This window comes from Enterococcus sp. AMC1251, assembly GCF_058216535.1.
Map to the genome: position 1 here is coordinate 1,460,177 of NZ_CM177098.1, position 14,351 is coordinate 1,474,527.

General features: G+C 37.3%; 13 protein-coding genes. All 13 read left to right on the top strand.

All coding sequences use genetic code 11. The features are described 5' to 3' along the window. Position 1: 1 nt before the first annotated feature. The 13 genes from AC4BBR_RS06865 to AC4BBR_RS06925 all read left to right on the top strand — a co-directional run bounded on the left by AC4BBR_RS06865 (position 2) and on the right by AC4BBR_RS06925 (position 14,285). Positions 2-1,189 carry a phage major capsid protein gene (locus tag AC4BBR_RS06865; protein WP_490461798.1) on the top strand — a complete coding sequence of 396 codons (1,188 nt, stop codon included), beginning with the start codon at positions 2-4 and terminating at the stop codon, positions 1,187-1,189. Positions 1,190-1,197: 8 nt separating this feature from the next. Next, positions 1,198-1,482: a phage gp6-like head-tail connector protein gene (locus AC4BBR_RS06870; protein WP_490461799.1), complete on the top strand. Its 285-nt coding sequence runs from the start codon at positions 1,198-1,200 to the stop codon at positions 1,480-1,482. Beyond that, a complete protein-coding gene (locus tag AC4BBR_RS06875; protein ID WP_490461800.1) occupies positions 1,463-1,831 on the top strand; it encodes a phage head-tail adapter protein in 369 nt (122 codons plus the stop codon). The genes AC4BBR_RS06870 and AC4BBR_RS06875 overlap by 20 nt, the downstream gene beginning before the upstream one ends. Continuing rightward, positions 1,828-2,232, top strand: coding sequence for an HK97 gp10 family phage protein (locus tag AC4BBR_RS06880; protein ID WP_490461801.1), 405 nt, complete (start codon positions 1,828-1,830; stop codon positions 2,230-2,232). Before AC4BBR_RS06875 ends, AC4BBR_RS06880 begins: the two co-directional genes overlap by 4 nt. Continuing rightward, positions 2,229-2,621, top strand: a complete 393-nt coding sequence (locus AC4BBR_RS06885; RefSeq protein ID WP_490461802.1) for a hypothetical protein — start codon at positions 2,229-2,231, stop codon at positions 2,619-2,621. The genes AC4BBR_RS06880 and AC4BBR_RS06885 overlap by 4 nt, the downstream gene beginning before the upstream one ends. A 44-nt stretch (positions 2,622-2,665) precedes the next feature. Next, on the top strand, positions 2,666-3,280 hold the full coding sequence (locus AC4BBR_RS06890; protein ID WP_490461803.1) for a major tail protein: 615 nt from the start codon (positions 2,666-2,668) through the stop codon (positions 3,278-3,280). A gap of 38 nt (positions 3,281-3,318) precedes the next feature. Beyond that, entirely contained in the window at positions 3,319-3,630 is a 312-nt protein-coding gene (gene gpG, locus AC4BBR_RS06895; protein WP_490461804.1) for a phage tail assembly chaperone G, read from the top strand. A 216-nt stretch (positions 3,631-3,846) separates the two neighbouring features. Further along, positions 3,847-8,484: a phage tail tape measure protein gene (locus AC4BBR_RS06900; RefSeq protein WP_490461805.1), complete on the top strand. Its 4,638-nt coding sequence runs from the start codon at positions 3,847-3,849 to the stop codon at positions 8,482-8,484. Beyond that, positions 8,481-9,206: a phage tail domain-containing protein gene (locus AC4BBR_RS06905; protein WP_490461806.1), complete on the top strand. Its 726-nt coding sequence runs from the start codon at positions 8,481-8,483 to the stop codon at positions 9,204-9,206. The genes AC4BBR_RS06900 and AC4BBR_RS06905 overlap by 4 nt, the downstream gene beginning before the upstream one ends. Beyond that, the gene (locus tag AC4BBR_RS06910; protein ID WP_490461807.1) at positions 9,203-12,283 is read left to right on the top strand and encodes a phage tail spike protein; all 3,081 of its coding nucleotides are present in this window, start codon (positions 9,203-9,205) and stop codon (positions 12,281-12,283) included. The genes AC4BBR_RS06905 and AC4BBR_RS06910 overlap by 4 nt, the downstream gene beginning before the upstream one ends. A 28-nt stretch (positions 12,284-12,311) precedes the next feature. Next, a complete protein-coding gene (locus AC4BBR_RS06915) occupies positions 12,312-12,743 on the top strand; it encodes a DUF1617 family protein (RefSeq protein WP_490461808.1) in 432 nt (143 codons plus the stop codon). Further along, positions 12,743-12,973 (top strand): hypothetical protein, encoded by a 231-nt coding sequence (locus tag AC4BBR_RS06920; protein ID WP_490461809.1) that lies wholly within the window; start codon positions 12,743-12,745, stop codon positions 12,971-12,973. Before AC4BBR_RS06915 ends, AC4BBR_RS06920 begins: the two co-directional genes overlap by 1 nt. A 13-nt stretch (positions 12,974-12,986) precedes the next feature. Beyond that, positions 12,987-14,285, top strand: coding sequence for a BppU family phage baseplate upper protein (locus AC4BBR_RS06925; RefSeq protein ID WP_490461810.1), 1,299 nt, complete (start codon positions 12,987-12,989; stop codon positions 14,283-14,285). Positions 14,286-14,351 lie beyond the last annotated feature (66 nt).

Below are 14,351 nucleotides of genomic sequence, written 5' to 3' on the forward strand. Positions count from 1 at the left end.
TATGACATTAAAAATTACAAACAAAACTGCGGATGCAAAAAATAAATTCAATCAAATTTCTGCTAAAGATGATGTAGCACCCGAAGAAGTTAATGCTGCATTAGAGGAATATGTAACAGCAATTGCAGAGGACGCCGGATCACAAGTCAGAGCAGAGTATGAGGAATTAAAAAATGTAACAGATAATCAAGTGCTACAAGCAAGAGGAATCAACGTGCTAACTGCAGACGAAACAAAATTTTATAATGAGGTATCGAAGCGTGGGGGCTTTGATGAAGATTTAACTTGGCCACAAACAGTATTCGAGAGAATTTTTGAAGATATTCAGAAAGATCATCCTATTTTAAAATTAGTTAACTTTACGCCGACTGTCGGATTGACTAAAACCATTCGTTCTCGCCGAAAAGGCGTAGCAGTATTCGGTCCATTGCATAAAGATATCGAGGGGCAATTAGATGCAGAATTCGGCGTTACAGAAGCAACACAACTTGCTTTAACTGCTTTTTTCTTAGTATCAAAAGACACGTTACAATTAGGCGCTCGATGGATCAATCGTTATGTACGCCTGTGTTTAGGCGAGGCAGTAAAAGATGTATGGGCGCAAAAAATTATTACTGGGACTGGCAATAATGAGCCGATTGGCTTGTTAAAAGATTTAGATGGAGCCGTTACTGGTGGCGTATACCCAGATAAGGCTAGTATAGGCAAATTAACTTTTGCAGATTCTAAAACAATGATCGATGAATTTGCAGGAGTGATGAAAAATCTTTCTAAGTATACACATAAAATTAGCCCTACTGATGCTGGTACGGAAGAGTACAGAACAGTAGACGGCAAAGTTTATTTTATTGTAAATCCTACAAACTACTATGATATTGTTCCTCGTGCTACTGTACAAACTGATTCCGGGACATTTGTTACTAATTTACCATTTATTTCAAAAGACCGTCTTATCCAATCTATCGATGTTCCATCCGACAAACTAATCGCTTTTGTTGACGGAGAATATGACGCAACGCAATCTCAACCGGAAAAAGTATATGAATACAAAGAAACTTTTGCTATGAAGAGAGCGGTACTTTATGCGATCGACATGTTAGGGAACGGACAACCAGCTAACAATGACGCAGCGGATATTTATGATATCGAAATTCCGGGGACTAAGCCAACGACCAAAGCCGCTAAGTAGGAAATGCTATGGACGAGTTTTTAGACGATTTTAAAGCGCGTATGCGTATCTTTTATAGCTCTGAGGATATTTACCTTAAAGAGGTTTTAAACGCGTCTTTTGAGGATATACAGAGCTTAATAGGCGCATTTGATCCAAGTGAGTTTGCAAGTGGAAAAGAATTGGTATTCGAGCGAGCGCGTTATGTTTATAACGATTCACTTGAATATTTTTATGATAATTTCCAACAAAGAATTTTAGATTTATCCATTGTTTTATTAGGTGGTGATGATGATGATGAACCCCAATTATAAGAAACCTAAAATAGGAGCTGGCGAATTAAGGACGCCAGTTTCTTTTTTTGAGTATAATCCAGCTGATGGACCCGAACCAGGAGACGAAGTTAAAGAAAATCTATTTACGTGTACTTGTCTAGCTTACAATCCATCAATGAAGGACTTAGATATATTACAAGCAAAAGATACTAAAGAGGGCTTGACAATTAAAATTCGCGATCCTCACCAAGATTATGTACCGACAAACAAGCATAAAGTTACAGTTGATGACTACCGTTATCAAGGTAAAGTCTGGGAAATTGTGGACGTTTCTCCGGACTTAGAAAGCAACACGTTTATAAAAATAATCTTGGGGTTGATATCATGAGTGTGAACACAAAAGGGATGGACGAGGTTTTAAGAAACTTAGAAAACAAATTAGGTCAATCAAGGGTCGCAAGAGTCGTTAATAAAACGCTAAGAGAAAACGGGGAAAAACTTGAAGTCGAACTGAAAGATGCTGTATTGAAATATAAAGATACCGGGGCTACTGTTGACGAGGTAGTAAGGAGTAATGTATCAAACAAGAATGGTGTGAAAGTTGTTAAAGTCGGTTGGAATGGACCTAAAAAAAGATATAAACTAGTCCATTTAAACGAATTTGGTTATACGCGTTTTGGTAAAAGATATAGCCCTAGAGGTTTAGGGATTATCAGAAAAACAATTGAAAAAGCGGAAAAATCGTATATAGCTGATACAAAAAATGGATTGGAGGAACTGGCTAAATGAAAGACATGTTAACAACAATCTACAATCAATTAATTAGCGATGAAAAGTTTACTAGTTTAGTCAATACCGCCAATGTTAAGTTTTATGACTACCCGGAAACTGGCGATACTAGCACGCCATTTGTTATTATTACGCCTTTGGATGTTCCGTCTCCGGCTGCTTATGCAAGTGACCAAGAAGTCTCCGCGAAACTTATTTATCAAATTGATGTACAAAGTAAAGAACGAGTTAAAGTAAAACAAATACAAAGCATTATCAAAGTCAAAATGTATGACTTAGGATTTTTCCAGTTATCCGATGGGCTAGATACTTATTTTAAAGAAACGAAACGTTTTGTTGATGCAAGACGATACAGAAAAAATACACCGCTTTATGACACGGACTATTAGTTCGTGTTTTCATTTTAAAAAAAATAGAGAGAAGGAATCGAATTATGACTTTAGTAGGATTTAAACGTGCGACAATTGGAGTTTTTGATGAAACTGGAAAAGTAGTAGGAAAGCATGTTATTGAAGGGAAAACGAATGAAGGAGCTACAACTGAAGCAGAAATTAATGGTTTGGCAGCTGAAGCAACCAAAGCATATGGATCAGATGTTGCTTATTATGTTTCTCAAAGTGGGACCGGTGATGTAAAAGTAAATCTTGGTATTTTAGATTTGCCCGCAGGAGTAGAAGATTCAATTTTAGGGTTATTCGTAGCGACTAGCGGACTCTCCTATTTTGGCGAAAAGACAAATGCTCCGTACTGTAACTTATTACTGGAGTCAACAACACTAAGCGGTGAACCTTGCGGATTAGGAGTGTTAAAAGGTAAATTTAGCAAAGAATCAATCAAAGTGAAATCCCGTGAAGAGGGGAAAGATACACCAGAAGCTGAAAGCCTAGTATTTTCTGCGATTGAATCCGATGCCGAGAATGAAACAAAAGGAAATGTGGTTGGTAAAGCACCGACAAAAGAATTGCTTACTAAATTATCAGACTTAATGTTTGGATCTACGCCAGTTTCTAAAGCAACTGAAAAAACTGCTGCATCATCAAAAGGTTAGTCTAGCGACTAGCCTTTTTACATACAAGGAGGGATTGGATGGCTAAAGAATTAAGGATCAAGTTAAAAATAAAAGATAAAGAAAAAACATTCGTTCAAGATTTTGTTCCAGCTCAAAAGGTCATTGATACTTTGGAATTCTGGAAAAAAATTGAAACAGAAGAAACCGATGTCGTTGATAATATTCTAGGGAAAATTGAATTAGCAGCTAGTTATTTTGATGATGATGATGTAAGTTCAGAATCTATTTTATCTGGAATGCAAGCGTGGGAATTGCAGCAGAAAATTGATGAATTAATTTCAATTGTCATGGGAAGTGAAATAGACCCAAAGGAACAGGAAAACCAATAACTGCGGATGAGGCATTGAAAAATGTATATTCTTTGATCCGCAATATTGTCACGAATGTTGATGGATTTAACATCAATGATGTTCTGCAGTCTGATTGGGATATGTTGATTGAAATTTTATGTTCACAACCAGAGAAAAAAGAAAAGGCGATATCACTCGAAGAGTTTATGAACTCCGTCGGGTGATTTTTATTTTGTCGGAAAGGAGGAAATTATATTGAGTGGTGGAACACCGTTAGGAAAAATGGTCATAGAATTAGGTCTTGATAGTACCGATTTTGGAAAAGGTCTTGATGGAGCTAAAAAAATGACCAATTATGCCATGAAAGAAATGCAAGCAAATATGAAAATCTATGATACAGCTGGTGATAAGCTTGGTAAATTCCAAGCTCAACAAACCGGTTTGTCTAAAGTCATCGATTCTCAGCGGCAAAAAGTCGAAGCCTTGAAAAAAGCTTATGATGGGTCATTTGTAGATGGGAAACCTACTGAACAAACCGCTAAATTTGCTACTCAATTACAACAAGCCAATGGGCAACTTGCAGCATATAATAAACAGTTAGCGAATTCTGCAGGCGAAATGGCGAAATGGAAAATTGAAAATACTGGAATTACTGGTGGATTGAATACGTTTGGTCAAAAGCTTACGAGTATTGGTGATAGGGCTGCTAAATTTGGCGACAATTTAACTACAAAAGTGACAACACCGATTGTCGGTGTTGTCGCTGCATCCGTTAAAGCTGCTATGGATTGGGAATCTGCCTTTGCTGGCGTAAAAAAAACCAATGATGAGGTTGTAGATTCGACCGGAAAAGTTGTTTATTCCTATAAAGATTTAGAAGATGGTTTGCGGAACATGGCAAAAGAATTGCCAGCCAGCCATCAAGAAATAGCGGCGACTGCTGAAGCGGCAGGGCAACTAGGCATTCAAACGGAAAATGTTGTTGGGTTTACTAAAACTATGATCGACTTAGGCGAATCAACTAATATGTCAGCTGAAGAAGCAGCCACAGCGTTGGCTCGTTTGGCGAATATCACAGGGATGCCACAGACTGAGTTTGATAAATTAGGATCAGTTATTGTTGCCTTGGGGAATAACTTTGCTACAACTGAATCTGAAATCACGGCAATGGGATTACGTCTTGCTGGTGCTGGTTCACAAGTAGGGATGTCCGAATCGCAGATTATGAGCTTTGCGGCAGCTTTATCGTCGGTAGGCGTTGAAGCAGAAGCTGGCGGTTCTGCGTTTAGTAAAGTTATGGTGCAAATGCAATTGGCAGTGGAAAAAGGAACTGGAGCATTTTCTGAAGTTCAAGAGATTGCTGATCAAGCTGGTATGAGCATTGGAGAATTTGGCGAAATCGTACTCAAAGGTGGCAAAAATGCGAAACAGCTTGCTGATTCCCTAGGTATGGATGCTAAGAGTTTGAAAAAAATGTATAAAGAGGCAGATAAATCAAAAACTTCTCTTGAGGATTTTGCAAATGTAGCTGGAATGTCGGGCGAACAATTTAGTAAAGCGTTTAAAGATGATGCTGCCGGAGCAATTATCAGTTTTATTAAAGGGTTAGGAGAAGCTGAAAAGCACGGAACATCTGCTATTAAGGTTTTAGATGATATGGAAATTAAAGAGGTGCGTCTTCGTGATTCGTTACTTCGTGCTGCCGGAGCAAGTGGGGTTTTTACCGATGCAATAGAAATGGGATCGAAGGCATGGGGTGAAAATACTGCGCTATCAAAAGAAGCTGGACAACGATATGAAACGACAGAATCTCAACTTAAAATGTTAAAAAATGAAGTAGTAGATATTGGCATTGAGTTTGGAGGTCCGTTTTTAAAAGCTTTGCGTGATGGCGTACAAGCATCGAAGCCTTTGATCCAAACAGTTACTGATTTAGCTAAGAAATTTAGTCAGGCATCACCTGAGACGCAAAAAATGATTATGAAGACAATCGCTTTTACAGCAGCGGCAGGTCCAATGTTGTCTATAGTCGGGCGATTAACAAGCGGATTAGGTGGTTTAACAACTAAATCAATTGGTTTTATTGGAGTTCTTGCTAAAAAGAAAACAGTTGCTGAGTTTACAACGCAATTAGTTTCTGGTTCAAAAGATCTTATTAAGTGGGGTAGCGCTACAAAGTCAGCTACTGATTCTGCTAAAGCATTTGCTCCTCAAGTAGCATCTAGTAGTACGCAAATTGCAAAATTTGGTGCGGTTGCGTCAACCGCGGCAGGTTCTAGTGGTGTCGGTGCTGTAACTGGAGCTCTTGGTGCATTGGGTCCAGTAGCTCTCGGTATTGTTGGAGCTGGTGGTGTTTTAGCTCTTGGCTATGGAGCTTGGAAGTTATGGGGTGAAGAAGCTTGGAATGCGGGGCAGAGGACGAAACGTTGGGGGACTGATGTTGGTGAAGCAACAGATGAAACTTTAACTTCAGTAAAAAATTATACTACCCAAGCAAGTGGTCAATTTGATTTGATGAGTCAAGGGTTAGGGAATAATTCAAACGAAATGGCTGATAATTTTGTTAAAGTTGGTGAAACAATTGAACAAAGCTTAATTAAAAAAATTGAAGGTTTGGATAAATTAATTAAGGAACTGCCAGCTTCGGTTGATGGCGCTGTAAGAGAAATGGTCGAAGAAGAGAAAAAACAAACCGAAACTGCATTAGAAACTGTCCAAAAAAATAACGAACGAATATACGAAATGAAAAAGAATGCTTCTGATAAGGGTATCGAGTTAAGTACTGTTGAATCCAAGATAATTCAAGATTTGGCGGAACAAAGCACGCGTGCTTACGTTGATACTTTAGATTTGACAGCGAATGAAAAGAAGAAAATTCTAGACGCTATGAACGGTGATGTTTCGAAAGCCTCTGATGAAGAAGCTAGATTGTGGCTACAGTCGCTAGGGAAACAAAGGCAAGCAGCAGCGGCGCATATGTCAACTAGTAAAAAAGAAAAGGAAAAGTATCTAGAAGATTTAGGATATAATCTGGACGGAGAATTTGCTCAAAAATTCATGGAAGCATGGAATGAGATTAATCAAACTACTGTTGATGGATTTGATCAACAAATGGCAACTATCGTTGAAAAATATCCAGAATTGATGGATGAAGTGTTTTTGGCTAATGGTCAGCTTATTTCTTCAATGGGTGAATATGGCCAAGGAGTAAAAGCTGAAAATGAAAAAATAATCGATTCTGTAAAAGATATGACCACTCAGATTGGCGAAAGTGCTGATAAAAACGCTAAGGACTTACAATTGGTAGGTAAAGAAGGAACAAAATCCGGGAATCTTTGGAATAGCATAGTTCTTGATGATAAGAAAGCGAATGTTAAAACTAATGCCCAAGAAGAATTGAACAAAGCAACTAAGTCTTCTGACGTTTGGGAATCATTGGCATTCCATTCTAAAGAAGCTAATCTTTCGAGCAATGCAAAACTGATGCTTGCTGAAGCGGCTATTGCAAACGGCCATTGGGAAACGATGAGCTGGAAAGATAAAACCGCAGTAATTGATAGTAATGCGACTCAAACGATTATCGAAGCTATGCAAAAAGAAGATATTTGGGATGGGCTTTCGTTTGAGCAGAAAAAAGCGGTTCTTTATTCTGACACACCGGAAAAAGTAGGTCGAGCTGTAAGTGATCTAGGGTTGTGGAATGAGATGGGATGGAAAGTTCATCAGCTCAAGGCTGATAACCACGACTACTTAAATAAAATTAATATGACAAAAGAGTATCTTGATCGTTGGAATCAATTGCCGGTTGATGTAAAAGATATCATGTTGGATAATACCGAATACAGTTTTAAAATTCTTGAATCTGAAGAAAATTATCGACGATTTAGTAGTTTGCCTGATGATGAAAAGAAACTTATTGCTAAGAATGAGCAACTTGTAACTACAATAGTAGAATCAGAGAGCATGTATGTTCGATGGTCCCAAATGCCAGATGCAACAAAGAAAATCTTTGGTAACAATGTAGACTTGCTTAATAAAGTTATCGGATCAGAAGCTTCCTATGATAGGTGGTTGAAGTTACCAGAAGTAGATAAAAATATTTTGGGTAACAATTCTGATTTGTTGGCCAAAGTATTTTCTTCTTCAGAAAGCTATAAAACGTGGATGGCGTTACCAGAAAAAGAAAAAATTTTGATAGGTAATAATGGAGATATTCTCAATAAATTAGGCGTAGCAACTGGTGCGATCAATACCTATAACAGCATAGACACTCTAACTAAAGGTTTGAATTCTGAAACGAATGCCGTTTCAGCAAAGGGATATTTGGATGATTTAATTTCTTCTTGGGGATCAATTCCATTTTATGAGAAAAAAGAACAAGTAGTAGAACAAAAATTCATTGGTCCGCAACTACCAGGTCACGAAAAAGGGACGAACTACCATCAAGGAGGTCCGGCTCTTGTTAATGATCAAAAGGGTTCTCTTTATAAGGAGTTTATCCAATATCCTGATGGTCGGAGTTTTATACCTCAGGGTCGTAACGTGATTATCGATATGCCAAAAGGCGCTAAAGTGATGCCGGCCAAGAAAACTAAAGAAATGTTTCCTCAATACGCAAAAGGTATTGGGGTTTTTAAGGATTCTCAGCTAATGCGGTCAATTGCTAGAATTAACGAAAAAATAGAAGTAACCATTGAGAATAAGCAAAGGGATCAACCTTCTTTTGATGAAAAGAACTTTGCAGCTATTTTAGTTAGCGCATTAAAAGATGTCAGATTTGAGCCTAAAATAGTTGTACCACGAACAAATAGTAGATCGCAATCAACAGCCGATACAATGCAAGATATCGAATTTATGCGTCAAATAGGAGCGAGGGGGAAAGGTTTTAAATGATTGGCTATTTTGAATATGACAACAGAAATTCGTTAGATTTCGGCTTGACCCTTGACCCAGAATTGGAATTCGAATCACCGGAGCAAGATGTTGAATTTGTTCCAGTTAAAGGTGTTGATGGAGAAATCGCGATCGCTAACGAATCGTTGAAGAATGTAAACATGACTTTCCCTTGTATGTTGCTACGGTGTGAAAATAAAATGATTGAAGAACAAATGACGGATGTGACTAATTGGCTAAAAGGCAAAAAAGGATGGAATCGTTTAATATTTTCTGGTGATCCTAAGCATGTATATAGCGCGATGTGTCACTCCAATTTTAGTTTTAAAAGAAAAAATCATATGAAAGCTGAAGTGGTCATACCGTTTACCTTAAAACCAATCAAGTATCTTTCGACAGGTTTGATAGATCGAGTAGTGACAAATGGTCAAATCCTTTATAACGAAGGAACCAGAATAGGAAAGCCTGTGATTAGAATAACTGGTAATGGTGATATTACTTTACGAATTGGTACGTCCGTTTGTAACTTAAAAGGTATAGATAAAGGCATAATATTAGATTGTAAATCGTTGATCATAACTTCGTTAGATGGATCAAGACCGCAAGGGGATAAGGTAAATAAATTACCATTACCTAGTATCCCTCCTGGGCAATCAGTTATATCTTGGTCAGGCAACGTTTCCGAAGTTAAATTAATGCCAAGATGGGAGACGATTATATGAGTCATCCTATTTTATATGATTACGGTACAACAAATTATTTTAATCTTGGTTTAGGGGTTCTTTCAGAAGCTGTTACTGCACAAGTTTATGAAGCTAGAAATCTGGAATATTACTTTGAAATGTCTTATCCAATTGATTCGTGGATGTATAAATTTTTGCAAGTTGATCGAGAAATAAAGTGTGACAATGGCCATACTTTAAAAGATCAAAGGTTTGTAATTAAGCGGATTATTGATGACACAACTGAGGGTTATGCAACAGTTTATGCCGAGCATGTATCTTATTTAACTAATGACTTACCTTTGAAACCATATGTTTATGCTTCTGGATCTTGCCAGATAGCACTAAATATTTGGAAAAGCGCAATCGTTGAAAAAAATCCATTTATTGTAGATAGTGATATAACAACAAATACTGCAACAACATGGGAAATAACGAATGTAGAAAATTCTCGTCAAGCGTTAGGTGGCGCAGAAGGGTCGATGCTCGATCGTTGGGGTGGGGAATTTCGGTTTGATAATTATCATATTTCTTTGCTCAAAGCACGTGGCAAACGATCAAGTAGTATTTTAGCCTATGGAAAAAATATCATCGACCTAGAACAAGAACGTAATATTACAAACACCTTTACGTCGGTGTATCCTTACGCAACGTATAAGAATGAAAAAGAAAATGAAGTTTACATGAGTTTACCAGAGTTTTATGTTGATTCAGAGCATGTCAGTAAGTATAAAAATAGAAAGATTCTACCAGTCGATTTTTCAAGTGAGTTTGATGATGAGAAAAATAGACCTACTGTAGCTAAATTACGAGAACTAGCAAAAAAATATATTAAATCGAATAATGTTGGTATCCCAAATGTATCTATCCGAGTTTCTTTTTTAGATTTATCCCAAACTGTAGATTATAAACATGTAGCTCCGTTAGAAGAACTTAATCTGTGTGACACAGTCACAATATTTTATGAGAAATTAGGTATTAGTACAACAGCAAAGGTTATACGTACCGTTTGGAATGTATTGCTGGATCGCTACGATGAAATCGAAATCGGGGATTCCCGAACGACTCTCGCTGGCACAATTAACAATATTCAGAACAACATCAATGAAATCCAAACAAACGTTAATGAAGCTCAGACTGCTGCAAATGGTAAAAATACTATTTTCCGTGGTCCAGATGAACCAACAGCTAACCATATAGGTGATATGTGGTATAAGCCTGTAGGTGACGAGGTGGAGTTTTATATTTGGGATGGCATTAAATGGGAATTTATCATGTCGACCTCTGGGATCACAGAAGCGCAAAGGATTGGTGAGGAAGCAAGAGAGCTTGCAGACGCTGCGCAAGCAAGTGCTGATGCTGGCGTTGGTTTGGCAAACCAAGCAATCTTGCATGCAAATTTAATCAAGAACAGCTTGAACACGCTAGAAAGCGAGTTTGACGGTTTCCAGCAATCTGTTTTTGGTGCCGGAGGTTTAAGCTCTCAGATCACTCAGCTGAAAGGGCAAATCACTTTAGCTGTTAATGACCTCAAGGACATGACTAGCAATACTAATCTTATATCGTATTGGGAGCAGGGAGGATTATACGGCGCTGGCTTAGAAAGTCAATCTGATTGGGCAATCAGGACCCCGTTTATCAAAGTGGAGCAAAATACACAATATGTAGGCGGAGAAGACAAAGGAATCGCTACATTGTTTTATTATTATTACTACGATAGCAACCAAAAGTTTATACGTAGCGACATAACGACGGAACCTATAACAACACCGATTAATTGTGCATACGTAAGACTAAATAAAATAACGTCAGTAAAACCGGGAAAGGTTAAGTATACTTTTCAAGAAGGAACAGAACGGTACAAATTTAATGTGTTGAATACTCAATCTCAATACACTCAACTATCCACAATGATCAATTTGAGAGTGCAAAAAGGTGACGTTTTAGGTCAAATTAATATAGAGGCTGGCACAACATTGATACAACAAACAGGCGGCAGCGGCAAGATTATCCTTGATGCTGCAACAGTGCATTTTACCGGTAAAGCGTTTATTCCTTCAGCAGCTATCACTAACTTAGTAGCGGATAAGTTGACAGTGGGCAGCACTTTAAACGCTGCTAATGTCAATGTGATCAATCTAAATGCTTATAATATCTCGTCAGGCTATATCAATAGCGCTAGAATTTCATCAAGATCGATTACCGCAAACCATTTAGCGGCTGATGCTATTAGAGTAGGTTTTAATTCTATGGGAAATACTATGCAGTTAAATTCAATATCTTTATCATTTTATCAAAGTGGAAAACAAACTTTCGGATTATACTCTAGTGGTATGCGATTTCACGATGGCTCAACTTATATAGGTCAGATAGGGAAAGCTACGTGGTCAGGAAAACCAACAGTTAGGGGGTTGTTGTTTAACCTTGATTATATGGGGGATTACATGGCTTGGGCATATTTAAAAAGTTCTGGCTCAGCAAATTCCACTGCCATGTTAACGATGGATGCAAGAGGGCGTGCATACGGCGAAGTCGGGCTTCATTTAGGTACGAATCTAAATTGCCAAACAAGAGATGTCAAAAATGGTTATTTACGTGATATGGGTGTAAGTGGTAAATTTACAGTTTACAACAATGTCAATTTGCAATTTTACTCAAACCTCAATATGAATGGCTATTCGATAATCAATCAATCTGGTTATAGTTTGAAAACTCAGTTTGAGGCTATTAATCCAGATGATTCTTTAAAATATATTACTGATACCGACATTGTTTCATATGTCTACAAAGAAAATCCAACAACAAAAAAAATTGGATTTATTATCAATGACACAGGATCGAGCCCTTATTACACGGCACCAGAGTTGATTACTAATGATCGATATCGTGATGACTCAATCCTTGTTGGTCATCTGATGAATAGTACCAAGGCTTTAGTCAGTGAACAAAAAACACAGCGTACATTAATTGATAATGTAAGTAGTCGTTTATCATTGGACGAGATAAAAATCATAAAGCTTGAAGAAAAAGTTAAGTCTTTAGAATTGGAAATACAAGAAATGAGCGATGCTGTATAGTGTCGTTCTTTTTGTCGGAGGAATGAAAATGAAACAACTAGAAATCAACAAAGGAATGTTGGCACCTTGCTACAATTTTCTTTATCATTTAAAAGTGCCTAGTTCAAAAATCAATCGCAAAAAATATAATTTAATGGATTTGCTAGAAAAAAAGGTTAAAGAAGTCAATAACGAAGAAAAATTAATTTGGGAAGAACATGCTGAAAAAGATGAGAAAGGTGAACCAGAAGTTGATTTTAATAGTAACTATGTTCTATCGCCAGAAAATAAGCTTAAAGCTAACCAAGAATTAACAGAATTATACGATGAAAAAGTAGTCATGAATTATGGTGAATACGTAAAAAATATTGATGAAATTATGGCTTATTTAGACGACTACGAAGGAGAAATATCGGGTCATGACGGAAACGCGCTAAACGTCTTGCTTAACGCATACGAAAACGGAAAGGATGAAGAATAATGGCTTTAGTTGTAAGTAAATCAATCACATTAAGTGGACAAGTTAAAATTGAGGATAAAATAGCTATTCAAATGACTGCGAATCTTTCCGAAGATGGCAATACCTATACAAATGAAAATATCATTGATCAAGAGTTGTATGTGTCAAATAAAGCAGAATGTCGCAAAGGCATGTCCGATTTTAAAGATAAAGTTTATGAGTTAGAAGACGTTGTAAAAGAAACTAAGTAAAGGATGTGAAGACGTGTCTGATTTTAACTATCTAAAACAAGAGAATGTCACAGCAACCGCCAAAGTTACTCATAAAGATCATGGTAAGCAAAATATGTTTAGTGTTCTTTATTCGTATGATAAGAATATATCAAAGCTTGTTATCCCAATTGTTGTTGCTGGTGATCAATCTTTGGATTTTAGCGCAATTAAACGGGTAAGAATTTTATTAACTTTTAACCATGAAGGTGTCCGAAAATCAATTGAAGATATCGGGGATGTTGAGTCTGCGGATAATGGAACACTCTCTTATATCGTTACCGATAAATTAAAAGGGTATGAAGGTAACGTTACGATGAATATCTATCTTGATTTGACAACAGAACAACAAGTGGATTTAGCGGAGTACGGCTTTACAATGAAACGATCAGTAATCGATCGAAATATTCCAGAAATCGAACAGTTTTATTTTAAGTCACTTGATGATGTTATTGTTGAGTTGCAACGGAAGTCGGATGAAGCGCTGAAAGAAATGAATGATAGCTTAAAAGTAATCGAGGGAAACTTAACTTCAGTTAATTCTTCCGTAAATTCCCTTGCTGGAAAAGCTGACGATATCCAAAAGCAGATAAATGATCAAGAGATTGTAAACAATACTCAATTACAAAACTATTTAGCTGGTAAAACAAACATTAGAGGATATTCTAACGGATCCGTTACAGATATCAGCGGAATAGATTTAAATAATCTTTTTGAATCTGGCACATTTAAGGGCAATAACATGACCAATGCACCAGACAGCGGCTGGTGGTTTATACAAAATTTGTATCACACTAAAACTTACGACTTCCAAGTTGCTTGGCATTTGGAAAAAAGCACGGATCTAAATCCGCAAGTCAGAGCGATGGGGGCAGGCGTATGGGGAACTTGGCGGAGTCTAGCCACGATAAACGATCAAGAAATACCTCTTGCGGATTTGTTAGACAGCGCGAATTTTAGTGAATATAGTACTAATGTAATGGATAAAATAACCGTACGGCGATCAGGTAATGTTGTACAGATTTGCGGTACTTTGACAACGGCTCTTAATAAAGAAATACCAGCTGGTGAGTTTTCTATTTTCGCGAAAGGGAAATTATTACCAGCGTGGGCGAAGACAAGAGGGCAACTAGTAATCACTACACATCAAGGTAGCAATACCGCTAAATTTATGACACGTGTAACACCAGAAGGAGATATAATGCTAGGTAGATATAGTGACTCAAGTACAACTAATATGCTACCTATTACGGCTGGTAGATGGTTGCCAATTAATATTATATACATTGTATAGGGGTGTAACATGAAATTTTTTAAAGGTTTTAGGAATGGCTGTTTAACGGTCATTCCTTTTTATGTT